The organism is Mesorhizobium sp. M5C.F.Ca.ET.164.01.1.1 (assembly GCF_004792125.1).
In the GTDB taxonomy this organism is placed as follows: domain Bacteria; phylum Pseudomonadota; class Alphaproteobacteria; order Rhizobiales; family Rhizobiaceae; genus Mesorhizobium; species Mesorhizobium wenxiniae.
On sequence record NZ_SRTG01000005.1, the window covers coordinates 115,775 to 139,874 of the forward strand.

Consider the following 24,100-nt stretch of genomic DNA (forward strand, 5'->3'; position numbering starts at 1 on the left):
CGCTGGCTGTTGGTCCTGAGATAGATTAGGACCGGACATCGAATGATGAGAGTTACAAATGTGACGGGATTCCGATGGACTCGCTGATCACCGCTGCGGCGCGCGCCCTTGCGACGGGTGACCCTCTCGGCGCTTTGAAGCGGGTCGCCCTGCGTGACGATGCGCCTGCGCTTGCGCTGCGCGGCATCGCGATGGCGCAGCTCGGCGATCTCGTTCGAGCAAAGGCTCTCCTCAAAAGTGCTGCGCGCGCCTTCGGTCCGAAAGAAGCCGTGGCTCGCGCGAGGTGCGTCGTCGCCGAAGCCGAGATCGCGCTCGTCTCGCGCGACCTTGGCTGGCCGGCAAAGGCACTCGACGCCGCGCGGTCGACGCTTGAAAAGCACGGCGACCACGTCAATGCCGCGCATGCGTGCAACCTCGAGGCTCGGCGCCTGCTCCTGATCGGACGCCTCGATGAGGCCGAGAGCAGGCTAGTCGGGTTCGATCCCAAAACGCTCCCACCCGCGTCGAGGGCCGCCCACGAGCTGGTGATTGCGGGGATCGCAATTCGCCGCCTCCGGACCAAGGCGGCGCGCGCTGCGCTCGCGCGGGCAGAGCACGCCGCGGGCCAGGCGGACATTCCCGCGCTGACGGCCGAGGTTGAAGGCGCATCCCTCGTGATGAACACGCCCGCGGCGCGCCTGATCGCTCGTGGTGAGGAGCGCCCGCTCCTGCTTGAGGAGGTCGAAGCGCTGCTTGCGTCTGGGGCCCTCGTCGTCGACGCCTGCCGCAATGTCGTGCGGGACGCCGGCATGATCGTCTCGCTCGCGACGCGCCCGGTCTTGTTTGCGCTTGCCCGCACGCTGGGCGAAGCCTGGCCCGCGGATGTGCCGAGGAGCACGCTCGTCGCACGCGCCTTCGGCGGCAAGCACGCCGATGAATCACATCGCGCGCGGTTGCGGGTCGAAGTCGGTCGGCTTCGCGTGGAGCTGCGGTCACTGACGGATGTGAGCGCGACCAAGCGAGGCTTTGCGCTTAAGCCGCGCCGCCCACGCGATGTGGTGGTTCTGGCGCCGCCCGTCGACGAGCAGCATGCAGCGGTGCTCGCTTTCCTCGCCGACGGCGAGTCGTGGTCGAGCTCGGCGCTCGCAATTGCGCTCGGAGCCAGCTCGCGCACTGTGCAGCGCTCGCTCGAGCAGCTTGCGGCAGCAGGCAAGGTGCAGTCGTTCGGTCGCGGGCGAGCGCGCCGTTGGATGACACCGCCCGTGCCGGGATTCCCGACAATCTTGTTACTCCCCGGCTCGCTGTCGGGTTACTAGTGTCGGGACGATTCAACAGATCTGAGCCTGGAGGAGAAGCATGAAACGATCTGCAGCCGAAGTCCTCCGCGAATATGGACCCTTTCCGGGTGTCGATCAGGTGGCTGGGGTTACGTTCGATGGTCAGCACGTCTGGTTTGCGTCCGGAGACAGGCTGAACGCCTTGGATCCTGCGAGCGGGAAGGTGGTGCGCGCGATCGACGTCGCCGCCCACGCAGGAACAGCCTTCGACGGTCAGCACCTGTTTCAGATCGCCGAAGATCGCATCCAGAAGATCGATCCCAACACCGGCCGCGTGCTCGCCACGATTCCGGCGCCAGGTGGTGGCGGCGACTCCGGGCTCGCCTGGGCCGAAGGAACACTTTGGGTGGGGCAGAATCGCGGTCGCAAAATCCATCAGATCGACCCGCAGACAGGGGCAGTTCTTCGCACAATCGATTCCAACCGTATCGTCACAGGGGTCACCTGGATCGACGGCGAACTCTGGCACGGCACCTGGGAAGGTGACGAGAGCGATGTCAGGCGGATAGATCCTGAAACGGGAAAGGTCCTGGAGAAGCTCGAGATGCCGCCTGGACAAGGCGTCTCGGGGCTCGAGTCCGATGGTGGCGATCAGTTCTTCTGCGGCGGTGGAAACAGCGGCAAGGTGAGAGCCATCCGCCGGCCCAGGCGAGCTCCGAGGAGCGGTTCATGAAGCTGAGCCCACCGTTGCAACAGTTCGACGATGAAGCTGAGAGCGTCCCGCGGCAGGGAAAATCATGATCAGAAAGCAGCATCCGCTGAAAGGACCGAACAGGTTCAAGCTCGGCGTCTTCTCGATGAACGCCGATGGCGGCCTGGCAATGACCACCGTTCCAGAGCGCTGGCGCGCCCGCTGGGAAGACAACCTCAATGCTGCCTGCATCGCCGATCGCGCCGGCCTGGAGTTTCTGCTGCCGATCGCGCGCTGGCGCGGCTTCGGCGGTTTGACGCATGTGCGGGAGTGGTCGTTCGAGACTTTCACCTGGGCGGCGGGTCTCGCCGTCGCTACGGAGGACATCGGTCTGTTCATGACCGTGCATGTGCCGCTGGTTCATCCGCTGCAGGCTGCAAAAGCGCTGGCGACGGTCGACCACATCTCCAACGGGCGTGCCGGTCTGAACATTGTCTGCGGCTGGAACCCGGACGAGTTCGCCATGTTCGGGCAGACGGTCGGCGACCGGACCTACGATCAGGCCGAGGAATGGATCGACATCATCGAGCGTGCCTACCAGTCCAGGGAGCCGTTCGACTTCGGCGGCGAGTTCTATGATCTGAAAGGGGTCGTCAGCCGCCCGGCAAGCCTGCAGGCGCCACGCCCTGTAACCATGAACGCCGCCTTCGGCGCGCCGGGGCGCAACTATGCGGCGCGCCACTGCGACTATTTGTTTTCGACTTTTTCCGAAATTGCCGATGGCCGCGCGCATGTTGTCGACATCACCAATCGGGCGGCGGAGGTCGGACGCGAAGTCGGCGTCTATACGGTCTGCCACGTCGTCTGCCGAGAGACCCAGCAGGAAGCCGAGGACTATTACCGGCATTACGCGCTTGAATGCGCGGACGAGGGCGCGGTCGACGAACATATGCGCAAGAAGAAGGAATTCGCGAACTCGCATGACGCGAAGGCCTTCACCGAATATCGGCAAAGGTTCGCCGGCGGTGCTGGAACGTTTCCGCTTATCGGCACGCCGGAAAAGATCGTAGACGATCTCACCAAAATCATGGACCAGGGTTATTCCGGCGCCGCCCTCACATTCGTCAACTACACCTACGAATTGCCCTTCTTCTGCGACCGCGTGCTGCCGCTGATGCGCCAGGCCGGGCTTCGCGTAAATTGATGCCAGCGGCCGCCATTCAAATCCGCGCGCCTTCCAGCAGACGACGCAAGGCGGACTCGGTCGCCAGCCTCGCGTCGGAGTATGCGACGGTCCACTCAGCACCAAGCCCCTTCGCTGCTTGCGCCAACGCAGCGACTCCGGTCAACCGTCTAGGGACTACGCATTGAAGAGTTTTGGCCACGTGCACGGTGGCGGATGACCGGCTCAGCCCTGCTTGGGCTTGTCGCGACGCTCGACGATGTAGATGTGGTCGGCCGCCAGGACCACTTCGCCATGCTGGTTGATCACCTCGCAGCGCTCGATGACCCGGCCCGAATCTGGCCGCTTCGGGTCGTCCTCCTTGACCGAGATGGTGGTGCGGGTCTTGATCGTGTCGCCGATGAACACCGGCTTGATGAAACGCAACCTGTCGTAGCCATAGGAGAAGGCGACTGGATTGACGACGCTTGCCGTCAGTCCGACGCCGACCGAAAAGACCAGCGTGCCATGCGCGATGCGCTGGCCGAACGGCGTCGTCTTCATGAATTCGGCGTCCATGTGATGGGGAAAAAAATCGCCGGTATGGCCGGCATGAACGACGAAGTCGGTCTCGGTGATGGTGCGCCCGCTGGTCATGCGCGACGAACCGATCTGGTAGTCTTCGAAATAGACAGTCTGCTCCATGTCAGGGCCTCGCCGCGATCGGTGTTGCCGGCGCCGCACTCGATTGGTAGGCGGCTTCGACCAGCGCCATCGTGTTCCAGGCGTCCTCGACGGAACTGACGAGCTCGGTGTCCTCGCCTGATGCGTAGCGCTGGACATTGGCCATGCGGCCCACGAAGGCGTTGGGAAACCATTCGCCGACGAGCGGCACCGTAACCCAGTCCGAGCCGCCCTTCGGATAGATTTCAAGAATATCAGGCTCGCCGCGCGGATAGTCGAGATTGAGCCCGAGTTTGAGATAGGCGGCGCCCTCGGTGCCGCAGACGCGGAACTCGCAAGCCTGGTATTTTCGGCCAAATTTATGATCGTGATTGATCGACAACGCGCAGCGCACTGTGTCGCCATAGTCGAGGATCGCGCTGGTGCGCGTTTGCGCAACCTTGTGGCCGGGATGGCCGAGCGTCTTGGCGTGAACGCCCCTGGGATCGCCGAGCAATTGCCGGATCAGGTCGAGGTAATGGATCGAATGCATCGCGATCTCGACGCGCGGCGCCTTCAACAGGAACTCCCACAGTTGCCAAGGTGTGGCAAGCGCCAGCCATGCGTCGAAATCGACCACTTCGCCGAGCCAGCCTCTAGCGATCGCATCCTTCAGCGCCAGCATCATCGGCGCGAAGCGGAGCTGGAAGTTCACCGCCGCCTTCAGTTTTTTGGAGCGGCAGATTTCGAGAATTTCGGTGGCCTCGGTGAGGTCGCTGCCCATCGGCTTCTGGATCAGCGCCACCGCACCGTCAGGCAATGCCTTGAGCACGCCGGCATGATGAGCCGGCGGTGTCGCCAGATCGAAGACGACGTCCCTGTTTGCCGCGGCTTCCTCGACCGACCGGTAAGCGGTGACGCCCCATTTCTGCGCCAGTCTTTCCGCCTTGGCATGGTCGGGATCGAAAAGCCCAGCGACCGGGAAACCGGCTTTCCCATAGGCCGGGAAATGCGCGTCGCCGACGATCGACCCGGCGCCGAAAATCACGATCGGCCTCGGCTTCGATGGCTTCGCCCAGGACTGGGAAAGCGACGTGGGTTCGAAATCGCCATCAGTCATGATGGAAGACTTCGTCCATCGATGCCCACCACTCGCCTTCCCCGCGGGTCGGCAGCGGCTCCTGGCAAGGCATGCACAGCGCCCACCATTCCTGCGTCTTGGGATCGGCGGCCATCTTCGCCATGTCGGCGGCATAGTCGGTGCCATGATATTCGAAATAACTGAACAGCAGGTGCTCCGGCTCTTTGAGGTAGATCGAATAGTTCTTGATGTTGCAGGCGGAAATCATGGCCAGCACGTCAGGCCAGACGGCAGCGTGAAGCCGTACATACTCGGCGACCTTTTCCGGCTTGAGGCCGAGCACCATTCCCATCCGCTGCATATTCGGCTCCCTATTTCATTATGTCGGTCGTGAATTCCGCGATGCTCTTCGCCTTCACCGCATCCCAGTCCCAGTCGATGCCGATGCCGGGCTCGTCCGGCGCCAGCGCGTGCCCGTCCTCGATGCGCATTTTCTTGGCCGTCAGCTCGTCGAGCTGGGGAATATACTCGACATATCGGCCGTTCTGAATGGCGCAGGTCAGGCTGACATGCAGTTCCATCAGGAAATGCGGGCAGACCGGGATGTCGAACGCCTCGGCCGCATGCGCCACCTTCAGCCAGGGCGTGATGCCGCCGATGCGGCCGACATCGACCTGGACGATCGAGCAGCCGCCTTTTTGCATATATTCGCGGAAATGCCGGATCGAATAGAGCGACTCGCCGATGGCGATCGGCGTCGACGTCGCATTCGACAGCCGCACATGACCGTCAATGTCGTCGGCCGGCAGCGGCTCCTCGATCCAGGCGAGGTCGAGGTCGCGCAAGCGCTCCGCCCGGCGGATCGCCTCGTCGACCGAAAAGCCCTGGTTGCAGTCGGTCATGATCTCGTAGGACGAGCCGACCGCCTGGCGCACCGCGGTCAGCCGGGCGAGATCCTCGGAGCCGTGCGGCTTGCCGATCTTGACCTTCGAACCGCGAAAACCCTTGGCCTTGGCGGCCAGCGCGTCCTCGACCAGCGCTTCGGTCTCGATATGCAGCCAGCCGCCTTCGGTCGTGTAGAGCGGGCAGCGGTCCTTGGCGCCGCCGGCCAGCTTCCACAGCGGCAGATTTTGCTTCTTCGCCCGCAGATCCCAAAGTGCTGTATCGATGGCCGCCAGCGCGATCGCGGTGATCGCGCCGATCGTCGTGGCGTGGGTGGCGAATTCGAGCTCGTGCCAGATCGCCTCGATCATGTCGGCGTCGCGGCCGATCAGTCGCGGCGCGAGATGGTCGGCCAAGAGCCGCATCACCGAGGAGCCGCCGGTGCCGATCGTGTAGCTGTAGCCGGTGCCGACCGCGCCGTCGGCGTCGGTGATGGTGACGATCGGCGTTTCCTGGCTGACAAAACTCTGGATCGCATCGGTGCGCTTGACCTTCGGCACCAGGTCGACGATGCGCAGTTCGACTTTTTCGATCTTTGCCATGACGTTAACCTCGCAATGTCTTACCCGTTTCAGCAGAAAACAAATGGGCCTGCGACAAGTCCAGGCTCATCTTAACCCGGTCACCGGCCTTGAGCGGTTTCGGGTTGAGCATGCGCGATACCCAGTCGCTGCCGTTGAATTCGGCGAACACCAGCGTCTCGTTGCCGAGCGGTTCGGTGACGGTCACCGGCAATTCCAGCTGATGGACGTCAATGTCTTCGCCCGAACTGATGCCGTGTCCCGTCGGATAGATGTCATCGGGCCTGAGGCCGAAGACGACCTTGTCGCCGGTTCCGACATTGGCCTTGAACTGGCTGGGCAGAGGCAGCCTCTCGCCGCTGGCGAACAGCAATTGTCCGTCGTCGATGGCTGCCTCGTGCAGATTCATCGGCGGCGAGCCGATGAAGCCGGCAACGAAGCGCGTCTGTGGCCGGCGGAAGACTTCGTCGGGCGGGCCGACCTGCTCGATGAAGCCGTCGCGCATGATGACGATGCGGTCGGCGAGCGTCATCGCCTCGACCTGGTCATGGGTGACGTAGATCACCGTCGACTGGACCTTGGCGTGCAGCTTCTTGATCTCGGTGCGCATCTGCGTGCGAAGCTTGGCGTCGAGATTGGAAAGCGGCTCGTCGAACAGGAAGACGTCGGGTTCGCGCACGATGGCGCGGCCCATGGCGACGCGCTGGCGTTGGCCGCCCGACAGCTGTGACGGCCTCCGGTCGAGCAACTGGTCAAGGCCGAGGATGGCCGATGCCTCGGCGACGCGGCGGTCCATCTCCGCTTTCGCGGCCTCCGCGATCTTCAGCGAGAAGCCGAGGTTCTCGCGCACCGTCATGTGCGGATAGAGCGCATAGGACTGGAACACCATCGAGATGTTGCGCGAGCGCGGCGGCAGGTCGTTGACCTTGCGGCCGCCGATCTCGATGGTCCCGTCGCTGATGTCCTCAAGGCCGGCGATCATGCGCAAGGTCGTCGACTTGCCGCAGCCGGACGGACCGACCAGCGCGATGAACTCGCGGTCGGCGACGTCGAGGTCGATGCCGTAGACCACGGCCACCGGGCCATAGCTTTTGGTGAGTTTCTTGAGGGATACGGTTGCCATGTCAGCCTTTCACCGCGCCGGAGGTGAGGCCGCCGACAAGGTGTTTCTGGACGATAAAGGTAAGCGTGAGCGCCGGTATGATCATGACCACGGCCAGCGCGCACATGCCACGCCAGTCGATGGTGAATTCGGCCGTATAGTCGAGCAGGCCGACCGGCAGCGTCTTGGAGTTGATCGAGCGCGTCAGCTGCGAGGCCAGCGCGAATTCGTTCCACGAGGTGAGGAAGGCAAAGATGCCGGCCGAGGCGATGCCGGGCCCGGCAAGCGGGAACTCGACCTGCCAGAAAGCCTGCCAGCGCGTGCAGCCGTCGATCTGCGCCGCCTCGGCGAGATCCTTCGGCACCTGGCGGAAGAACCCGTCGATCAGCCAGATGGTGAAGGGCACGTTGAGCGCGACATAGACCAGGATAAGCCCGAAAGGCGTGTCGATGATGCCGAGCCGCGCAAAGACGAAGAACAGCGGCAGCGACAGCGCGATGCCTGGCACCGTGCGCGTCAGCATCAGGCCGAGGAACATCGCCGACTTGGCGCGGAAGCGATAGCGCGCGAAAGCGTAGCCGCCGGCCATGCCGATGACGATGGCGATCACCGTCGAGGTCACCGAGACGATCAGCGAATTGCGGAAATAGTCGAGCACCGGAATGCCGCCCTTGCCGACGCCGCTGAACATGGCGACGTAGGCGTCGAGCGAGAGCTCCTGCGGTAACCACACCGGCGGCTTGGCCATGATCTCGACGGTCGGCCGCAGCGACGACAGCACGATCCAGATGCCGGGCAGGCAGATGACCAGCATGGCCAGGAACAATCCGACGCCGTGAGCGATGCCGAGCGCCTTGTTGCGGGCGCGATGCAGGCTGTTCTGGTCCATCCTCACCACTCCGCCGCGATCTGCGTGCACGCCGCGGCGAGCTTGCGGTAGAAATAGACGGTGAACAGGATGGACAGCAGGATCGAGAAATAGGCCATGGCGTTGGCCAGGCCCATCCTGGCGTCGCTGTAGGCGGTGCGGGCGACCAGCGTCCAGACAAGCTCGGTGCGGCCGGCAGGACCGCCGTCGGTCATGATCTTGACGATGTCATAAGCGCGCGCGACGTCGAGCGAGCGGATGGTCATGGCGATGAAGGCAAACGGCATGATGAACGGCCAGGTGACATAGCGGAATGTCTGCCACGGCGTGCAGCCGTCGACGCGGGCCGCCTCGACCGGCTCGCGCGGCATCGCCAGCAGCCCGGCAAGGATCAGGATCGCGAATACCGAGGTCGACGACCAGATCTCGGCGGTGAGGATGGCGATGAAGGCGAGATTGCCGTCGATCAGCCACGGGATGGCGCGGTCGGTCAGGCCGAGCGCCTGCAAGGCGTTGTTCACCAGCCCGATATTGTCGTTGAACATGAACTTGAACTGGAAGCCGACCAGGATCGGCGAAAACATCATCGGGAACATCATGATGGTGCGCAGGACCCGCTGTCCGCGCGACGCCTTCTCCACCAGCAGCGCCAGCCCGAGCCCGATCAGCATTTCCAGGTTGAGCGCCACCGTCAGCAGCACCACGGTGCGGGCGAAGGCGATCCAGAAATCCCCGTTGGTCAGGAGATTGACGTAGTTGCGCGCGCCGATGAAGACCCAGAGCGTCGCCGGCCTGGTCAGCCGGAACGGCGTGAAGCTGGAATAGAGCGAAAGCAGCAGCGGCAGGACCACCACCGCCGCCAGCACGATGACCGCCGGCAGCAGAAGCAGGAACGGCGGCGAGGGTCTCCAGCCTTTCATATCGATCCGGTTCTGGTTGGCGCCCTGATGCCGAAGGCCGCGATCGGCGAACGGTGATCAAGACAAGGCGTATTGCGCATGGTCGGTCTGGAAACGGTTCGGGGGCGCCGCTCTTTCACAAGCGAGGCGCCCCCGTGGGAGAACGTCAAAGCTTGCCGGCGTCTTCGAGGATCTGGGTGGCCTTGGCGGCAGCGTCGTCCAGCGCTTGCTTGGAGGTCTTGTCGCCGAGGATGGCCGCCTGCAACTCGGGATAGACGGCGTTGGAGATTTCGATCCATTCGGGCGTCTGCGGCACGGCGAAAGCGTGCTTTGCCTCTTCCTGGAACGCCGCAAGCACCTCCGCCTTGTAAGGGTCGCCGGCCGCCTGCTGGATGTCCCAGTCCCAAACGGCCGTGCGGGTCGGCAGCGGTCCGCCTGCCGCTTCAAGTTTCTGGCTGTCCTCATTGGTCAGGAACCAGACCAGCGACGCGGCCGCTTCCTTGCTGGCGCAGTCCTCGGTGACCGAAAACCCATGGTGTCCCGACCAGCCGGTGCGAATGCCGGCCGAGCCCTTCGGCGCCACCTTTACCCCGACATTGCCGGCGACCTTCGACGATTTCGGATCGTTGAAGAACCCCGCCCAGCCCGGCCAGTCGAGGTTGATGGCGACCGTGCCCGAGGCAAAGCCCTGGCCGAGATCGTCCCAGAGATAGTTGGTGGTGCCGGCCGGCACCGCCTTGGCCTTGTAGAGATTGACGAACCAGTCGAGCGCGTGCACGCCGGCCTGCGAGTTGAAGGCGGGCTTGCCGTCCTTGTCGAGATACTCGCCACCGTCGGCGATGAGCATCTCGTAGAAGCGGCCGTTGATCGCCTCTTCCTTGCCGGCGAATTGAGTGCCGTAGAAATCCGGCGGGCTGGCGAAGAATTCCGCCTGCTGGGCGACCTCGTCCCAGGTGTCGGGCGGCACCAACTCCGTGCCGTACTTGGCCTTGTAGGCGGCCTTCTTGGCTTCGTCCTGGTAGAGGCTCTTCTGATAATAGAGTGCCGAGACGTCGAACTGCGCGCGCGGCAGCATCACAAGTTTTTCGTCGAGCGTCGAGGCCTTGATCGTCGATGGCACGAAGGCGTCGATCTCCTCCTTGGGCAGCAGCGCGTTGAGATCGGTGTAGATATCAGGATATTGCGGCGCGAAGGACGAGTGGTTCGAGCCGACGCACCAGTTGATGCTGCCGGACGCGATGTCCGACTTGATTTCCTTGTCGAGCTCGAAGTGGTTCTTCTTCGAGATCACGTTGACCTTGGCGCCGGTCAGCTTTTCCCATTCGCCGATGCGCGCGTAGAGCCCTTCATATTGCTGGCCGCCGATCAGCTTGGCGTCGATGGTGACGCCGTCGAACTTGCCGGGCAGTTCGGCAGCGAAGGCAGTGCCCGCGCCAAGTGCCAGCAGCGCCACGCCGGCCGACAGGCCGTAAAACAGTCTGGTCATTCGATTCCTCCCAAAGGCCCTGCGTCGGCGACTTCGTATCGCCCCGATTTGCGTACTTCATTCATATACAAACAAAACATTTATGCAGCCGTCAAGCCGAAAGTTCTTTCCGGATGCAGGTCATTGTGCGTATATGAAAGCCGAAATTCACTGGAGAAGAGACTATGGCGGAGGACGAGGACGAAGACCGTTATCGTGCCCCGGCGCTGGACAAGGGCCTCGACATCCTCGAGCTTCTGGCCGGCGTCGATGGTGGCCTGACGCAGGCGGAAATCGCCAAGAAGCTCGACCGCAGTCCCAACGAATTCTACCGCATGCTGGACCGGCTGGTGCGCCGCGGTTACGTCACACGGCCCGACGGCGACCGTTACTCGCTGACGCTCAAGCTGTTTGGCCTGGCGCAGTTGCACGCACCGGTGCGCCGGCTGGTTTCCTACGCGACGCCGCTGATGCGTGAGCTTGCCGAAACCTCGCAGCAGGCGAACCAGCTTGTCGTCTTCGACCGCGGTTCCGCAGTGGTGATCGCGCAGCAGGAAGCGCCGGACTACTGGGGCATCTCGATTCGCGTCGGCTCGCATATCAGCCTGTTCGACACCGGTTCGGGGCATGTGCTGCTGGCTTTCCGCTCGCCGGAAGAGCGGCAGATGATGATCGCCGAGCATCTGCGCAGCACCGACAAGCCGCCTCAATCGCCGGAATTCTTTGCCCGCCTCGACCAGATTCGTGAACGTGGCTATGAGATGATGGCGTCGATGCAGACCGCCGGCGTGTTCAACCTGTCGACCCCGGTGCTGGGATCGGACGGCAAGGCGATCGCCGCGCTGTCGATCCCGTATATAACCCTGGTCAACGCACCCAAGGCGCCCGATATCACCAGGACAATCGAGTTGCTGCAGGCAGCGACCGAAAAGCTCTCGCAACTGGCGGGATCGGCGGTCAGCCAGTCGAAATAAATTCTTATTTGAATGAAGAATTTCTCCGTGAGATGATTTCGAGACACCGGAGGAGGAGCGCCGTCATGATCTTCGATACCCATCTGCACCTGATCGACCTTTCGGCGCTGCGCTATCCCTGGCTTACCGGCGTGCCGGCGCTCAACCGCGATTTTTCCCACGACGACTATGCAGTCCAGGCGCGCCGCGCCGGCATAGAGGGCGCGTTGCACATGGAGGTCGATGTCGATCCGGCCGACATCGAGGCTGAAACCGGTTATGTGAAGGCGCTGTCGCACCGGAAGGACAGTTTGCTGCGCGGGGCAATCGCCTCCTGCCGTCCCGAAGAGCCGGGCTTTGCCGCCTATCTCGAGCGCCAGCGCGCCGATCCATTCATCAAGGGTTTTCGCCGTGTGCTCCACGTCATGCCGGATGAACTCTCGGAAGGCGCGCTGTTTCGCGAAAACATCAAGCGGCTTGCCGACACGCAATTGACGTTCGATCTCGTCGTCCTGCCGCACCAAATTCCGAAGGCGATTGCGCTTGCTGACCTCGCGCCGAATGTTCAATTCGTGCTCGACCATTGCGGCGTGCCCGACATCAAGGGCAGCAGTGAGCATGCCTGGCGCGAGCATATGGCGGAGATTGCGCGCCGCCCAAACGTCGTCGGCAAAATTTCCGGTGTGGTCGCCTATGCGGACACTGGATCGTGGACTGTCGAAACGCTGCGTTCCTATGTGGAGCACACCATCGAATGCTTCGGCTGGGACCGCGTCGTGTGGGGCAGCGACTGGCCGGTCTGCACGCTTGGCGGCGGGCTTTCGACCTGGGTGGCGGCGACGCACGCGCTGCTTGCCGGTGCAAGCATCGATGAGCGGCAAAAGCTGCTCTCCGGCAATGCGAAGCGGCTTTGGAGCTTGTAAGCGGCTTCGGATCGTCGCCGACACGTGCCTCTCGCGGCCATAGAGCGACACAAGCAGCACGATCACCAGGCCAAGTGCAGCCTGCACGGTCGACGGCCGGAAGCCGAGGCCGATCAGCAGGGCGGGTTGCCGCGGATCAGACTGTTCATGTTCTCCTCCATTTAAGCTGTTTCAGGATCCTCCACCGGCAGCGCCGGGTGCCGGGAAACTCTCCAGAAACAGGCGATTGAGATCGGCAACGACGCGACCGGCATCGTGCTTCTCGGTCAGGCCGAGATTGATGCGATCGGACGCAGCCTGCTGGAATGTCATGTAGCCATCATGGCGTGGCCTAACCCAGGCATCCTCGAGCGTGGCGCGGGTATCCATGTAGAAATTACCGGCAGCTGCGTTGACGGCTGCATCGTCCCATGCTGCGGCATGGCCGGGCTGGCCGCCGGCCGACGCATAGGGGCCGCGCTGCACCTCGCCGCTGGCGATCCAGTAGGCGAAGTCGATAGCCGCCGGCTTGGCCTTCGAAAAGGCCGACACGGCAATGCCGGTTCCGCCGAGCACCGACCCGACCACACCGGCATCGCCGGCAGACGGAATGTCGGTGAAGGCAAGGCGGCTGCTTCGGAATCCGGCAATGGCATAGGAGACATAGCCGTAGATCAGCGGCGCGCAGGCGATCCGCGTGCCGGAGCTGGCCATCTCCTCGAGGACGTCGATCGGGTCCATGCCAAGGCAGGCCGGATCGACGAGAGCCGCGACCTCGCGCATCATCTCGAAAACGCGGCTGCCCATGTCAGGGTTAACGTGGTCGCCAGGCTCGTCGACGGCGGGCCGGCCGAGATTGCCGGCAAGCGTGTAGAACACCATCAGCGAATGCGGCGGCCTGAGCGGCAACAGCACGCGGCCTTGCCGCGCCAGGTCGAGTACATCGGACCAGTTCGCCGGCAAGGCGGGAAGCATGTCGGGCCGCCACGCCTGCACCTGGCTCGCCGTGTCGATCGGAAACGCCCACTGCTGGCCCTGCCAGTTGTAGCTCGGATAGGACCGGCCGACGCTGCCCGCCGCCAGCGCCGCGCGTTCCGCTTCGCGGCCAACGACGTCGAGCGGCGCCAAACAAGTCTCGGCGGTGATCTGGCCGACATGCGGATGATCGATGACGATCAAATCGTAGGCACGGGCGAGATCTTGGACCGGAAAGGATTCGAAATCCTGCAGCGAGCGCTTGTCCCATTCAACAGTAACGCCGGTGCGCTGCTTCCACAGCGCTGAACAGGCGACCATCGGATCGTAGCCGCGTGGATGGCTCCAGGTCATGCCTTTGAGCATCACGTCGTTCACAATCCGAACTCGTTGCGGATCTTTGCGCTGTGCTCGCCGATGCGTGGCGCAGCCCGCTCGACCTTCGCGCGCACACCATCGACCCGGAGCGGGGAGCGCGTGGTGAGGATCGAGACGTCGTCCTCGCGCGTCACCGTCTGCAGCATGTCGAGCACCTGAAAGCCTTCGCTGGCCATCATTTCCGGCCAGGTCAGCACCTTGGCGCACCAGATATCGGCAGGCTCGAGGATGGCAAGCCATTCGTCGACCGTCTTCGTCGCGATTTTTTGCGCGATGATCGCCTTGATCTCGTCGCGGGCGGTGAACCAGGTCGATGGCTGATCGCGATAGGGCGCAAGCGCTTCGAGTTTCAGGAGATCGGCGAGCTTCGAGATCGGCGTCATCGCGATCGCCAGATAGCCGTCCTTGGCCGGATAGACGCCGTAAGGCGCCGAAAGATAGGCATGGGCGCTGCGGAAGGCCGATCGCCGCGGCAGGCGGCGGCCGTCATTGAGATGCGTGGTCAACACCTCGAACTGGAAGTCGACCAGCGCTTCGAGCAGGCTGGTCTCGACATGGCTGCCCGTGCCTGTCACGCCGCGCCGCACCAGTGCGGCAAGGATGCCTTGCGCGGCGGCGGAGCCCGCCAACATGTCGGCAATCGCCAGGCCGAACGGCACCGGACCCTGGTCCTCGTCACCGTTCAGCCACATCACGCCGGAGCGGGCTTGCGCCAGCAGATCCTGCCCTGGCCGCTTGACCCACGGGCCTTCCTCGCCATAGCCGCTGATCGAGGCATAGACCAGGCGCGGATTGATCTTGCGCACCGCCTCGTAGTCGAGACCCAGGCGCTCGATGACACCGGGCCGAAAATTCTGGATCAGCACATCGGCCTTGGCCAGCAGCCCGCGCAGCGCCGCAAGGTCGGCCTCGCCCTTGAGATCGATGGCAAAGCTTTCCTTGGCCCGGTTGATGGCGTGGAAAATGGTGGAATCGCCGTCGATCTCGGTATCGCTGAGATAGAGCCGGCGCGACAGGTCACCGCCATCCGGCCGCTCGATCTTGATGACCCGGGCGCCAAGGTCGAGCAGCCGCAGCGAGCAGTAGGGCCCGGACAGGAACTGGCTCATGTCGACGACGACGAGCCCGGTCAGCGGCAATTCGGCAGTGGCAGCCATCGCCTATTTCTCCGTCTTGCCGGCGAAATCGGCCGGATTGCGGTACTTCAGGTGCTCGCGATAAAGCACGAGCTCTCCTTCGCGATCACCAGTGCCGACGATCCGTGGGACAGCGAATTGCATGGTCTATCCTCCCGTCAATCTTCTTTTGTGAATAGGCTTTTCACATATGGGATTGCGTTGCAAGCGTGAACAGGCGAAATTTCGCGCGAATCCGCGGCGGCCAACGCCGGCGGAACAAGGGAGGATTTATGCGGAATGCCTGTCTGGTCTTTGTCGGCAGTCTCAACCGCGAGGCGCCTTATTTTCAGGGCGCGCGCGGCGTCGGGCTCGGCGTCTACAGCTTCGACGAAGAGACGCTGGAGACGAGGAAACTGACTGAGACGGGTGACATCGACATCGGTCGTCGTCTATGGGCTGCGCGAGGACGGTGGTCTGACCGCGCCGTTGTCGAGCGTCACCCATGCCGGAACGGGCCCCGATACAGCTCGTCAGGAACGCCCCCATGCTCACAGCGTCACCGAGACGGTTGCCGGCGGCGTGGCGATCGTCGCCGATCTCGGCATCGATCGGCTTGTCTCGTACCGCATCGGGCCTGACGGCAGCCTGACCAGACTGGCGGAGTCGGTGCTTGCGCCCGGCGCCGGCCCACGTCACGTGGCGCTGCACCCGGGCGGGCGCTTCGTATTCGTGATGAACGAACTGGATTCAACGGTGGCGTCGCTTGCGCTCGACGATACGTCAGGAAGGCTCTCGGTCATCGACACGAAGCCGGCGGTCCCGGAGCAGGCGCGCAAAGGCAATCATTGCGCCGACATCCAGATCTCGCCCGACGGCCGCTTCCTCTACGGTTCCAACCGCGGCCATGACAGCGTTGCGGTGTTTTCTGTCGACCAGCAGACTGGCACGCTCGCGCTCGTCGACTATGCGCCGTGCGGGGGCGCCACGCCGCGCAATCTGGCACTGACGCCCTCGGGCGGCCATCTCTTCTCGGCGAACCAGAACGCCGACCGCATCTCGATTTTCGCGCGCGACGCGGCCACGGGGCGGCTGGCCGACACCGGGCGATCCATCGATGTCGGCACGCCGATGTGCGTGAAGATCGTGCTTTGAAAGTCACGCTGTCTCCTTCCAGCAGCGAGGGCGTGCACGGTCCTGTGATTTCGGCTGAGCCATCAGCGTGGTAGCTTCCAGTCGTTCCGCTGCGGAGTCGTCATGCGTACCAAGCTGCTAGAAATCACCCTTGCTATGCTGCTGCTGGTTGGCGGCCTTCCAGCCGGCCATGCGGAAGTGGCCGAGCGGCCGTCGCCTTCGGGCGGCGTTCTGTCGCTGCTTCCGCCGCCCCAGGTCTCTGATCATTCGATCGTGATCGCGGGACGCACGCTCAACTATCAGGCAAAGGCCGGCACGCTGTCGTTGCTATCGGGCAAGGGCGACGTCACCGCGGAAATCTTTCATGTCGCCTACACGCTACGTCCCGAGCCAAGCCGGGAACCAGATCCTCAGCGCCCGATCACTTTCGTATTCAACGGTGGTCCCGGAGCGGCTTCCGCCTATCTGCATCTCGGCGCGCTCGGTCCACGCGTGATGGCGACGGCGGCTAATGGAAGTTTTCTCCCATCGCCGCAGCGGCTTTTGGACAACCCGAACACCTGGCTCGACGTGACCGACCTGGTCTTTGTCGACCCGGTCGGAACGGGTTACAGCCGCGAAGCACCCGGAACCGAGGCACGCAGCTTCTGGGGCGTCAACCAGGATGCCGCGGCGATGGGCGCCTTTATCCGGCTCTACCTGGCACAGGCGGGCCGCACGGCGTCGCCGGTGTTTCTTGCCGGCGAAAGCTATGGTGGGTTTCGGGCGGCACTGCTTGCCAAGACGCTTCAGGATGATATCGGCATCACTCCTCGCGGCATCGTGCTCATCTCGCCGGCGCTCGAATTCACACTCGTGCGGCCCGACGAATTCCAGCCGCTCCACTGGGCGCTTGAGCTGCCGTCGCTGGCGGCGGTGCGCCTGCGCAGCGAAGGCGTCACCGGTTCCGAGCTGCAGGAGCGGTTGGCCGATGTCGAACGCTATGCGCTTGGCGACTACCTCGTCGCGCTTGCCAGCGGGCTCGAACAAGGTGGGCGCCTGGCGAGCCCGCGCGTTGCCGAAATCACCGGCCTGCCGCTCGAACTCGTCAAACGAAACTTTGCACGCATTCCCACCACACTCTTCGCCAAGGAGTTTGCGCGGGCAAGGGGCAATGTTCTCAGCGCCTATGACGGCACCATCGAAACGGCAGACATCGCCCCGGAAAGTCCAAGGCCTCGCGGTCCTGATCCGGTGCTCGACCGTAGCGTGCCGGCGCTCACATCCGCTTTTGTCAGCTATATCAGGGAGGAATTGAAATTCCGCACCGATCTAAGCTATCGGCTTCTCAATCGTGAAGTCAGCGGCAATTGGGACTACGGGACGAGCCCGGCGCGTCAGGGCTATGCCGGCGTGATGGATGACCTTCAGCAGGCTCGCGCGCTAAATCCCGGCCTCGGCGTTTTGATCGTCAACGGCTACACCGACCTGGTGACACCCTATCTGGTGTCACGCTATCTGGTCGGCCAGGTTCCTTCGCTTCCCGGCGCAAAGCCCATCCGCGTCGACCTGCTGGAAGGCGGTCACATGATGTATTTCAGGCCAGACAGCCGGCGCGCGCTGAGAGAGGCCGCGTCCGAGCTTTACCAAAAGCCGAAATGAACTGGATAAGATCGTAGCCGCCTCCTCGCATGAGCGAGGGACAATGCAATACGAACCGGCGAGACAAACAAGTCGATGACATCTCAGCCTGCAGAACTGACCTGGCTCAACCCGCCACCGCATCACGCTTTCGGCGACAGCACCGTGCATGTGCGGACCGGCAAGGAGACCGATTTCTGGCGCGAGACTTTTTATGACTTCTGGCGTGACAATGGCCACTTCCTCTACCGGCAGGTGGAGGGCGACTTCAGTGCCGAGGTCACCGTCAAGGGCGACTACAAGGTGCTCTATGACCAGGCCGGTTTGATGGTCCGGCTGAGCGAGACGCACTGGGTCAAGGCCGGCATCGAGTTCACCGACGGGCTGGCATATTTTTCCGTCGTCGTCACCAATGATGCTTCCGACTGGTCGTTGGTCAGCATCCCGGCTGGTCCGGACGGCGTCAGGATCCGGCTGACCCGCCATGCCGAGACCATCCGTGTTCAGTATCTTGATGCCTCCGACCATCACTGGAAGCCGGTGCGGCTCGCCTACTTCCCGCCCTCAAAAACAGTCGATATCGGCATGATGTGCTGTTCGCCGCAACGTGAAGGTTTCGAAGTCACATTCAGCGATTTTTCGGTCGGCCCGGCGATCTCGAGAGAACTCCACGACTGATGTGTGCTGTCACCGGATCGGGGCGCCGCTTCACAGCAGTATCGTTCCGACAGCCGAATTGCGCGGCAAGGTGGTCGTGCTCATTGACTGGCCAGCAAGAGAGTCCGGCCCATCCTCTCAGGCACTTGGCCGAAACGGATTGGCGATACGCAGCCCTTCGTCGAGCGCCATCCCATGTTGCATGTCCTCCGACCACAGTGTGTCGCAGCCAGCGTGAAGCGCTGCGGCGGCGATCATGGCATCGTAGATGGAAAAGCTGTAACGCTCGGCCAGCGCCAGCCCGGCCTCGTGCGTCTCGATGGTGATGGGATGGACGGTCAGCAGGCCGCGTAGCGTGGCCAGAAACGTGTGGGTCTCCATCCACGACAGCCGCATCTTGCGGCGGGCGACAATGGAGAGCTCGTTGAGAACCTGCACGCTGATCGCGCCGCCAGCGGCGATGGCCATCTCCGCCTGGTCGGCTTTTACGGAATCGCCCGACGCGATATAGACAAGGACATTGGTGTCGAAGAAGCTACCGGGCATTCGCCTCATCCCGATCGAACTTGAAATCGGCGGGAAGGCGACCGCGGAAGGCGCGAAGCCGCTTCAGCAATTCCTCGCGCGCAGGTTTGCGCGCGACGCCGAGTCGTCGGTCTTCGGCGACATGGATTTCAATCTCATCGCCTTCTTTGAGTTCGAGGGCCTCGACCACGACGGCAGGAAGACGGACAGCGAGGCTGTTGCCCCATTTGGCGACCTGCATCACACTCTCCTATAGATATACGTTAAGCGATATGTATATCCATAGGAAGCTGGATCAAGAGATCGCTCGATGCCGAAGCTATTGCTGCTGGATGCAAAGACCGTTTCATTCCAACAGAGTTCATCGGGCTGAAAGTCCGGATCCAGAAGCATCCGTCAGCGCGAATGCTTGAAGGTTTCGCCAAACCAGTTCCGCCACTTGGGTTCGCCCTCTGCGGCGCGCTGCTCGGCGTCGTCGCCATAAAGATACAGGGCCATGCTGGCATTTGCGCTGCCGTCGGTACCATAGGTTCCGATCAGGGCGATGCCGGGAGCAGGCGCATTCAGGCGCAGCACGACGAATCGCTGCTTGTCGTCCTGCCGCACGCGTTCGACCATGCCGGATAATCTCTCCGGCTGTTGCGGGCCGCTCCGCTCCTCACCGACGTTTGCGCCGGCCAGACCGAGCGTCTCGGTGAGCCGCCTCCAAGTCGAGAGCTGGCCGGCCTGCGTGTTGGCCATGACGCTGAAGCTGGCGGCCTTTTCGCCGGCGAAGTGCGACAGGTAAACGCGCAGCACCTCGAAAAAGCCGGGCCAGCCGCTCTCGAATCCTTCCAACTGATCGTCCCAGTCGTCGGTCGAGGCAAATAGCGAATGGACCATGCGAACAACGCAATGATCACCCGACCGGCTGGTCACGGTGATCTCCGTTGCGACAGGCGGCGCGCCTTCGCTCCACTCGCGTTCGACATAGCCGAAACGGAACGGCGGCTCCCAGATCGTCACTTCGCCGGTGGAGGCTCCATTGGGACCGAAGTCGAAATGAAGCCTGCCGCCGACATGCTCGTCGATCGTGGTTTTTGTGAACCAGGCAGTGTTGCCGGAACCCGTCGCAATTGCCCGCCACACCTGCTCGGGTGTCCCAGGCGTGATGAACTCCATTTCGACCCAATGCTTTCCGGTTTCGTCTTTCTTGATTGGCATGGGAATTCCTTTCAGGGTTTGGCGTCGTCAGGCTTCGGCCAGGGCGGTACGACGCCACTACTGGCCGACACGCGGTCGTTGGCGCGTCCCGATCGACCGCTATAGGCCCAGCGCCGTCGGTGAGATGACATACGACGATGCAGTTGCGACCATCAGGCGTTCGGATAGACCGCCCCATCGGCGTTTGCTCCGCTGGGCTCGACCAGCTTGCAGTCTTCCAGCGCCGCAAATGATACTTCCCTCTTTGCCGCGTGAGGCCGAGCCGACTAGCAAGCGAAGCGGCCGATGCAGGTTCCGTAAGCTCCTGGAGTAAGCGGGTTTCATGGGGTCCAAGGCCAGCGCCGCTTATCTCAATGACGTCAAACTCAAGCACACTCTTTTTCCATTGACAAAATATTTTGTCAAGACGCGGCTATGGCGCATCGTTTCCTTGTCAAGCAATCTGCGCGCCCGTAATCAAGCCGCGCCTGTCACTGCTCATAATGTGCGCGCACCAGCGGCAACTTTCACGTCTTTGGCGGGCTACAAGTCGGCGGAACTCAGGCTTTTGGCCTCTGACACCATCGCGGTGGCAATTTGTTCCGGAAGGCCGCGCCGGGCGCGGAAACATACGTCACGATCGGACCCTTGATCGGCCGACCGGGCTTCGGCGGACATATTTATGTCGGCTCGAAATCCGATTTTTACGACTGACTGACGGTCTACCTCAGAAACACGAGTGGTAGGACCTGAATCGCCGCACTAGAATCCGTACCATACCAGAATCCGTAAAGGAGAAGCTCCATGACATCGGACGTGGCAATTATCGCCGGAGCAGGACCGGGGCTGAGCGCCTCGCTTGCACGTCTTCTCGCCAAGGAGGGATTTCGCGTGGTCCTGGCTGCCCGCAACGTCGGCAAGCTGAGCACGCTGGTCGACGAGACCGGAGCGTTGGCGGTGGAAACGGACGTTGCCGATGTCGCGTCGGTCGAAAACCTGTTCGACGTCGCCGACAAGGCCGGTCCTCTGTCGCTTGTGGTTTTCAACGCCAGCGGCCGCGCCCGCGGACCGATCGCCGACCTCGAACCCGAAGCGGTAAGACAGGCATTGCTGGTCGGCGCCTATGGCGGGTTCCTGGTCGGCCAGCAGGCCGCGCGCCGGTTGCTTTCCCGCGGCTCCGGCTCGATCCTGTTCACCGGCGCCACCGCCAGCATCAAAGGGTTTCCGGGTTCGGCCGGCTTTGCCATGCCAAAGTTCGGCCTGCGCGGGCTGGCGCAATCCATGGCCCGCGAACTTGCCCCGAAAAACATCCATGTCGCGCATTTCATCATCGACGGTGTGATCGCGGCGAACGAGCCCGGACAGAATAGGCCCGAACAGGCCAGCGAACCCGACCGGCAGGATCGCCGGCTGTCTCCGGACGCGATCGCCGAAACCTATCTCGCAATCCACCGGCAGCATCGCAGCGCCTGGACTTGGGAGCTCGAACTCAGGCCGTGGGTCGAAAATTTCTGAGTCTCGGCCGGACTGCAATTCGTGCATGTGTTTGCCATGATGCCTTCGTGCCATGGAACACCCGTTCGGACGTTATTTGCCTGCCGGCCGCTAAACGCAGCGCTGACTTTCTCCCATTGGCATCGAGATTGGATCGACCGTTGCTTTGATCGCAACGACCTGCGTGTCACCGTAGAGGCCTGATCCAAGCTTGAGGCAGGAGGAGGTTGACCATGGCCAGGATTGTACCCGTGCTTGATCTCAGCCGTCTCGAACAGGGGGCGTCGGAGCGTCGGACCTTTCTGTTCGACCTGCGCACGGCGGCCCGCGATGTCGGCTTCTTCTATCTCAGCGGGCATGGAATTTCGGCTGTGGAGATCGACGAGGTGCTCGACGCCTCGCGTCGGTTCTTTGCCTTGCCGGAAGCCGACAAGCTGGCCATCGAAATGGTCAAATCCCCGCAATTCCGCGGCTACACGCGCACCGGTGGCGAACTGACCAAGGGCAAGGCCGATTGGCGCGAACAGCTCGACATCGGCGTCGAGCGTCGACCCATACCACAGGGGCCGGGCATTCCTGCCTGGACGCGGCTGCAAGGGCCGAACCAATGGCCTTCGGCCCTGCCGGAACTCGAGCCGGCGCTGCTGGCATGGCAGACCAAGGCGACGGCGGTGGCGATCCGCCTGCTGAAGGCTTTCGCGCTGTCGCTCGAACAGGCCGAGGACGCCTTCGATCCGATCTATTGCGGTGAGCCCAACCATCGCATGAAGATCGTGCGCTATCCTGGACGCGACGCAACCGGTGGCGACCAGGGCGTCGGCGCGCACAAGGACGGCGGCTTCCTGACGCTCCTGCTCCAGGACGACAACAAGGGGCTGCAGGTCGAATATGACGAAAGCTGGGTGAATGTGGATCCCATTCCCGGAACGCTGGTGGTCAACATCGGCGAGCTCCTCGAACTGGCATCGAACGGTTATCTCAGGGCGACCGTCCATCGTGTCGTCACACCGCCGGCCGGTGTCGAGCGAATATCCGTTCCTTTCTTCTTCAGCGCCCGGCTCGATGCGACGATCCCGCTGCTCACACTGCCTGAAGAACTGGCTGCCGAGGCGCGCGGACCGGCGAGCGATCCGGACAACCCGCTGTTTCGCGACGCCGGAACCAACGTGCTGAAAAGTCGCCTGCGCTCGCACCCCGACGTGGCGCGCCGGTATTATGCCGATCTCCTTGAGACCAGGGCGTCACCTGTCTGAAACGTCAGAGCAAATAGACCAGGAATTTTCGTCATCCCGCCGGCTTTTGGAATTTTGTTCGTCGCCAACACGCCCAAACAAGCTCAAACAGGTAAGACCGTTCGACGGTTTCCTCCCATTCCGCTGAACGGCGTTCCCCTCTGAAGGTTGTAACCTTCATTTTGGCCGGGCCGATTCGAGCCCGGCCATATTTTTCCGCGCTCTCTTGGCGAATGCGTCAGGGCCGATTCTTCAAAAAATTAGCTTCCCGCCAACGACAATCCACGGGCGCGTTCGCACAGCAGGGCAAGCAACTCGCTGCGCCGCGTTTCCGCTGTGTCGACTGGCAATACGAAGCAAAGGGTCTTGGTGATGGCGCCGTGGCCATCGCGGATAGGCGCGGCCATGCACCACGTGAAGCGGTCGGCCAGAGCAGCGGTCTCGCTGAAACCTTGCTGGCGGGCCAGGGCGACATCGCTGAAGAATTCGGCTGGCGCAATGACGTGGCCGTCGGGCAGCTTGTAGTCGCCAGGCGGGATGAAGTCCTTCACCTCTTCCTCACTCATATGGCCAAGCAAGAGCCGCCCGGACGCCGTCCACGGGATCGGCACCTCGACCCCGACATCGCTTGAAATCCGGAAAGGGCCGGAAGAGTCACGACAATCGAGAACGATGTATTTGTTCCCGCGCAGGCCGCACAGCTGCACGGTCTCGCCTGTCTCAGCGGCCATCTTGTCCAGCGTCTCGATGATGCGCCGGTAGTGGGCGTTGTGATGCGAGTAGGCCCAGCCGAACAGATGCATAGCCCGCCCGAAATAGACGTAGCCTTCCGTCCCGACGTTTTCGAGCATTTCGGCTTCGAGCAGGCTGTTGACGATTTCGTAGGTGGTCGAACGCGGTGCGCCGATCATCTTGGCGATGTCGCCGACGCGCATCGGCGCGCGGTGTCGTAAAAGCGCTTCCAGCAGCATGATGACGCGGTCGATGCCGCGGCGCCGTTCGCCATTACGCGGCTCGGCGCCGGCTTCCGTTTCGATCAGACCAGTAGCTCCATCGCTCATGTCGGCCGCATCCGCGTAGAAATCAATTCGGCCCTCGTCTCAAGACGCTTGAAAGATGTCAAGGCTCAGTCTAGCATCCCATTTGTCCGATATACAGACATGCTGTCTGAAATATCAGACAATAACGAGCCAGGCGCAGAAAATTCTGACGAAAAAACAGGCGGTTTCCGGATGCGGCAACCGGCGAGCTTTTTCGTCCGGACCCCGCACGTCCGGCCTAAC

Annotated in this window: 25 protein-coding genes and 1 pseudogene; 11 read left to right on the forward strand and 15 right to left on the reverse strand. The window is 62.8% G+C overall.

Annotated features, from left to right (window positions below):
• The first annotated feature begins 74 nt into the window (after nucleotides 1-74).
• The 3 genes from EN807_RS24790 to EN807_RS24800 all read left to right on the forward strand — a co-directional run bounded on the left by EN807_RS24790 (nucleotide 75) and on the right by EN807_RS24800 (nucleotide 3,151).
• Nucleotides 75-1,295, forward strand: coding sequence for a helix-turn-helix domain-containing protein (locus EN807_RS24790; protein ID WP_135937042.1), 1,221 nt, complete (start codon nucleotides 75-77; stop codon nucleotides 1,293-1,295).
• 40 nt (nucleotides 1,296-1,335) lie between these two features.
• Nucleotides 1,336-1,989, forward strand: coding sequence for a PQQ-binding-like beta-propeller repeat protein (locus EN807_RS24795; RefSeq protein ID WP_135937043.1), 654 nt, complete (start codon nucleotides 1,336-1,338; stop codon nucleotides 1,987-1,989).
• Nucleotides 1,990-2,056: 67 nt separating this feature from the next.
• On the forward strand, nucleotides 2,057-3,151 hold the full coding sequence (locus tag EN807_RS24800; protein ID WP_135937168.1) for an LLM class flavin-dependent oxidoreductase: 1,095 nt from the start codon (nucleotides 2,057-2,059) through the stop codon (nucleotides 3,149-3,151).
• A gap of 204 nt (nucleotides 3,152-3,355) precedes the next feature.
• Here EN807_RS24800 and EN807_RS24805 read toward each other — a convergent pair whose 3' ends face one another.
• The 8 genes from EN807_RS24805 to EN807_RS24840 form a co-directional block, all read right to left on the reverse strand.
• Entirely contained in the window at nucleotides 3,356-3,814 is a 459-nt protein-coding gene (locus EN807_RS24805) for a MaoC/PaaZ C-terminal domain-containing protein (RefSeq protein ID WP_135937044.1), read from the reverse strand.
• 1 nt (nucleotide 3,815) lies between these two features.
• The gene (locus EN807_RS24810; RefSeq protein WP_135937045.1) at nucleotides 3,816-4,892 is read right to left on the reverse strand and encodes a Gfo/Idh/MocA family oxidoreductase; all 1,077 of its coding nucleotides are present in this window, start codon (nucleotides 4,890-4,892) and stop codon (nucleotides 3,816-3,818) included.
• A complete protein-coding gene (locus tag EN807_RS24815; protein ID WP_127313955.1) occupies nucleotides 4,885-5,214 on the reverse strand; it encodes an L-rhamnose mutarotase in 330 nt (109 codons plus the stop codon). The genes EN807_RS24810 and EN807_RS24815 overlap by 8 nt, the downstream gene beginning before the upstream one ends.
• A gap of 10 nt (nucleotides 5,215-5,224) precedes the next feature.
• Nucleotides 5,225-6,337, reverse strand: a complete 1,113-nt coding sequence (locus EN807_RS24820; RefSeq protein ID WP_135937046.1) for a mandelate racemase/muconate lactonizing enzyme family protein — start codon at nucleotides 6,335-6,337, stop codon at nucleotides 5,225-5,227.
• A 4-nt stretch (nucleotides 6,338-6,341) separates the two neighbouring features.
• Nucleotides 6,342-7,439 carry a sn-glycerol-3-phosphate ABC transporter ATP-binding protein UgpC gene (gene ugpC / locus EN807_RS24825; protein WP_135937047.1) on the reverse strand — a complete coding sequence of 366 codons (1,098 nt, stop codon included), beginning with the start codon at nucleotides 7,437-7,439 and terminating at the stop codon, nucleotides 6,342-6,344.
• A gap of 1 nt (nucleotide 7,440) precedes the next feature.
• Nucleotides 7,441-8,307, reverse strand: a complete 867-nt coding sequence (locus EN807_RS24830; protein WP_135937048.1) for a carbohydrate ABC transporter permease — start codon at nucleotides 8,305-8,307, stop codon at nucleotides 7,441-7,443.
• A 2-nt stretch (nucleotides 8,308-8,309) separates the two neighbouring features.
• Nucleotides 8,310-9,206, reverse strand: a complete 897-nt coding sequence (locus tag EN807_RS24835) for a sugar ABC transporter permease (protein ID WP_065007819.1) — start codon at nucleotides 9,204-9,206, stop codon at nucleotides 8,310-8,312.
• Nucleotides 9,207-9,351: 145 nt separating this feature from the next.
• Nucleotides 9,352-10,671, reverse strand: coding sequence for a sugar ABC transporter substrate-binding protein (locus tag EN807_RS24840; protein WP_135937049.1), 1,320 nt, complete (start codon nucleotides 10,669-10,671; stop codon nucleotides 9,352-9,354).
• 164 nt (nucleotides 10,672-10,835) lie between these two features.
• Here EN807_RS24840 and EN807_RS24845 point away from each other — a divergent pair, with 164 nt between their 5' ends.
• On the forward strand, nucleotides 10,836-11,624 hold the full coding sequence (locus EN807_RS24845) for an IclR family transcriptional regulator (protein ID WP_135937050.1): 789 nt from the start codon (nucleotides 10,836-10,838) through the stop codon (nucleotides 11,622-11,624).
• 65 nt (nucleotides 11,625-11,689) lie between these two features.
• Nucleotides 11,690-12,526, forward strand: a complete 837-nt coding sequence (locus EN807_RS24850) for an amidohydrolase (RefSeq protein WP_135937051.1) — start codon at nucleotides 11,690-11,692, stop codon at nucleotides 12,524-12,526.
• 171 nt (nucleotides 12,527-12,697) lie between these two features.
• On the opposite strand, the gene EN807_RS24860 is transcribed toward EN807_RS24850, so the two are convergent.
• The 3 genes and pseudogenes from EN807_RS24860 to EN807_RS24870 form a co-directional block, all read right to left on the reverse strand.
• Nucleotides 12,698-13,858: an extracellular solute-binding protein gene (locus EN807_RS24860; protein WP_135937052.1), complete on the reverse strand. Its 1,161-nt coding sequence runs from the start codon at nucleotides 13,856-13,858 to the stop codon at nucleotides 12,698-12,700.
• On the reverse strand, nucleotides 13,855-15,015 hold the full coding sequence (locus EN807_RS24865; RefSeq protein WP_135937053.1) for a CaiB/BaiF CoA-transferase family protein: 1,161 nt from the start codon (nucleotides 15,013-15,015) through the stop codon (nucleotides 13,855-13,857). The genes EN807_RS24860 and EN807_RS24865 overlap by 4 nt, the downstream gene beginning before the upstream one ends.
• Before the next feature lie 3 nt (nucleotides 15,016-15,018).
• Nucleotides 15,019-15,096: pseudogene (locus EN807_RS24870) on the reverse strand (amine oxidase); the annotation flags it as partial.
• A 306-nt stretch (nucleotides 15,097-15,402) separates the two neighbouring features.
• On the opposite strand from EN807_RS24870, the gene EN807_RS24875 reads away from it, so the two are divergent.
• The 3 genes from EN807_RS24875 to EN807_RS24885 all read left to right on the forward strand — a co-directional run bounded on the left by EN807_RS24875 (nucleotide 15,403) and on the right by EN807_RS24885 (nucleotide 18,405).
• Nucleotides 15,403-16,128: a lactonase family protein gene (locus tag EN807_RS24875; protein WP_246684335.1), complete on the forward strand. Its 726-nt coding sequence runs from the start codon at nucleotides 15,403-15,405 to the stop codon at nucleotides 16,126-16,128.
• Between the two features lie 102 nt (nucleotides 16,129-16,230).
• The gene (locus EN807_RS24880; protein WP_135937054.1) at nucleotides 16,231-17,748 is read left to right on the forward strand and encodes a peptidase S10; all 1,518 of its coding nucleotides are present in this window, start codon (nucleotides 16,231-16,233) and stop codon (nucleotides 17,746-17,748) included.
• 75 nt (nucleotides 17,749-17,823) lie between these two features.
• A complete protein-coding gene (locus EN807_RS24885; protein ID WP_135937055.1) occupies nucleotides 17,824-18,405 on the forward strand; it encodes a DUF1349 domain-containing protein in 582 nt (193 codons plus the stop codon).
• A 117-nt stretch (nucleotides 18,406-18,522) separates the two neighbouring features.
• Here the strand turns inward: EN807_RS24885 and EN807_RS24890 are convergent, their stop codons facing one another.
• The 3 genes from EN807_RS24890 to EN807_RS24900 all read right to left on the reverse strand — a co-directional run bounded on the left by EN807_RS24890 (nucleotide 18,523) and on the right by EN807_RS24900 (nucleotide 20,112).
• Nucleotides 18,523-18,930 carry a PIN domain-containing protein gene (locus tag EN807_RS24890; protein WP_065008696.1) on the reverse strand — a complete coding sequence of 136 codons (408 nt, stop codon included), beginning with the start codon at nucleotides 18,928-18,930 and terminating at the stop codon, nucleotides 18,523-18,525.
• Entirely contained in the window at nucleotides 18,920-19,150 is a 231-nt protein-coding gene (locus EN807_RS24895; RefSeq protein WP_065008697.1) for an AbrB/MazE/SpoVT family DNA-binding domain-containing protein, read from the reverse strand. The genes EN807_RS24890 and EN807_RS24895 overlap by 11 nt, the downstream gene beginning before the upstream one ends.
• A gap of 155 nt (nucleotides 19,151-19,305) precedes the next feature.
• A complete protein-coding gene (locus EN807_RS24900) occupies nucleotides 19,306-20,112 on the reverse strand; it encodes an SRPBCC domain-containing protein (protein WP_135937056.1) in 807 nt (268 codons plus the stop codon).
• A gap of 322 nt (nucleotides 20,113-20,434) precedes the next feature.
• Between EN807_RS24900 and EN807_RS35710 the strand changes: the two genes are divergently transcribed.
• The 3 genes from EN807_RS35710 to EN807_RS24915 all read left to right on the forward strand — a co-directional run bounded on the left by EN807_RS35710 (nucleotide 20,435) and on the right by EN807_RS24915 (nucleotide 22,838).
• Entirely contained in the window at nucleotides 20,435-20,743 is a 309-nt protein-coding gene (locus EN807_RS35710; protein ID WP_156768352.1) for a hypothetical protein, read from the forward strand.
• Nucleotides 20,744-20,895: 152 nt separating this feature from the next.
• Nucleotides 20,896-21,606 (forward strand): SDR family NAD(P)-dependent oxidoreductase, encoded by a 711-nt coding sequence (locus EN807_RS24910; RefSeq protein WP_135937057.1) that lies wholly within the window; start codon nucleotides 20,896-20,898, stop codon nucleotides 21,604-21,606.
• 212 nt (nucleotides 21,607-21,818) lie between these two features.
• Complete coding sequence (locus EN807_RS24915) at nucleotides 21,819-22,838, forward strand: isopenicillin N synthase family oxygenase (RefSeq protein WP_135937058.1); 1,020 nt, start codon at nucleotides 21,819-21,821, stop codon at nucleotides 22,836-22,838.
• A gap of 239 nt (nucleotides 22,839-23,077) precedes the next feature.
• On the opposite strand, the gene EN807_RS24920 is transcribed toward EN807_RS24915, so the two are convergent.
• Nucleotides 23,078-23,878, reverse strand: coding sequence for an IclR family transcriptional regulator (locus EN807_RS24920; RefSeq protein ID WP_135937059.1), 801 nt, complete (start codon nucleotides 23,876-23,878; stop codon nucleotides 23,078-23,080).
• Nucleotides 23,879-24,100 lie beyond the last annotated feature (222 nt).

What these genes read in the sequence shown, in the direction of transcription:
- EN807_RS24790 (WP_135937042.1), top strand. Translation starts at nt 75, where the DNA reads ATGGACTCGCTGATCACCGCTGCGGCGCGCGCCCTTGCGACGGGTGAC.
- EN807_RS24890 (WP_065008696.1), bottom strand. Translation starts at nt 18,930, where the DNA reads ATGCCCGGTAGCTTCTTCGACACCAATGTCCTTGTCTATATCGCGTCG.
- EN807_RS24920 (WP_135937059.1), bottom strand. Translation starts at nt 23,878, where the DNA reads ATGAGCGATGGAGCTACTGGTCTGATCGAAACGGAAGCCGGCGCCGAG.
- EN807_RS24835 (WP_065007819.1), bottom strand. Translation starts at nt 9,206, where the DNA reads ATGAAAGGCTGGAGACCCTCGCCGCCGTTCCTGCTTCTGCTGCCGGCG.
- EN807_RS24885 (WP_135937055.1), top strand. Translation starts at nt 17,824, where the DNA reads ATGACATCTCAGCCTGCAGAACTGACCTGGCTCAACCCGCCACCGCAT.
- EN807_RS24910 (WP_135937057.1), top strand. Translation starts at nt 20,896, where the DNA reads ATGACATCGGACGTGGCAATTATCGCCGGAGCAGGACCGGGGCTGAGC.
- EN807_RS24865 (WP_135937053.1), bottom strand. Translation starts at nt 15,015, where the DNA reads ATGGCTGCCACTGCCGAATTGCCGCTGACCGGGCTCGTCGTCGTCGAC.
- EN807_RS24900 (WP_135937056.1), bottom strand. Translation starts at nt 20,112, where the DNA reads ATGCCAATCAAGAAAGACGAAACCGGAAAGCATTGGGTCGAAATGGAG.
- EN807_RS24830 (WP_135937048.1), bottom strand. Translation starts at nt 8,307, where the DNA reads ATGGACCAGAACAGCCTGCATCGCGCCCGCAACAAGGCGCTCGGCATC.
- EN807_RS24820 (WP_135937046.1), bottom strand. Translation starts at nt 6,337, where the DNA reads ATGGCAAAGATCGAAAAAGTCGAACTGCGCATCGTCGACCTGGTGCCG.
- EN807_RS24880 (WP_135937054.1), top strand. Translation starts at nt 16,231, where the DNA reads ATGCGTACCAAGCTGCTAGAAATCACCCTTGCTATGCTGCTGCTGGTT.
- EN807_RS24810 (WP_135937045.1), bottom strand. Translation starts at nt 4,892, where the DNA reads ATGACTGATGGCGATTTCGAACCCACGTCGCTTTCCCAGTCCTGGGCG.
- EN807_RS24795 (WP_135937043.1), top strand. Translation starts at nt 1,336, where the DNA reads ATGAAACGATCTGCAGCCGAAGTCCTCCGCGAATATGGACCCTTTCCG.
- EN807_RS24915 (WP_135937058.1), top strand. Translation starts at nt 21,819, where the DNA reads ATGGCCAGGATTGTACCCGTGCTTGATCTCAGCCGTCTCGAACAGGGG.
- EN807_RS35710 (WP_156768352.1), top strand. Translation starts at nt 20,435, where the DNA reads ATGGGGTCCAAGGCCAGCGCCGCTTATCTCAATGACGTCAAACTCAAG.
- EN807_RS24845 (WP_135937050.1), top strand. Translation starts at nt 10,836, where the DNA reads ATGGCGGAGGACGAGGACGAAGACCGTTATCGTGCCCCGGCGCTGGAC.
- EN807_RS24815 (WP_127313955.1), bottom strand. Translation starts at nt 5,214, where the DNA reads ATGCAGCGGATGGGAATGGTGCTCGGCCTCAAGCCGGAAAAGGTCGCC.
- EN807_RS24840 (WP_135937049.1), bottom strand. Translation starts at nt 10,671, where the DNA reads ATGACCAGACTGTTTTACGGCCTGTCGGCCGGCGTGGCGCTGCTGGCA.
- EN807_RS24805 (WP_135937044.1), bottom strand. Translation starts at nt 3,814, where the DNA reads ATGGAGCAGACTGTCTATTTCGAAGACTACCAGATCGGTTCGTCGCGC.
- EN807_RS24850 (WP_135937051.1), top strand. Translation starts at nt 11,690, where the DNA reads ATGATCTTCGATACCCATCTGCACCTGATCGACCTTTCGGCGCTGCGC.
- ugpC (WP_135937047.1), bottom strand. Translation starts at nt 7,439, where the DNA reads ATGGCAACCGTATCCCTCAAGAAACTCACCAAAAGCTATGGCCCGGTG.
- EN807_RS24895 (WP_065008697.1), bottom strand. Translation starts at nt 19,150, where the DNA reads ATGCAGGTCGCCAAATGGGGCAACAGCCTCGCTGTCCGTCTTCCTGCC.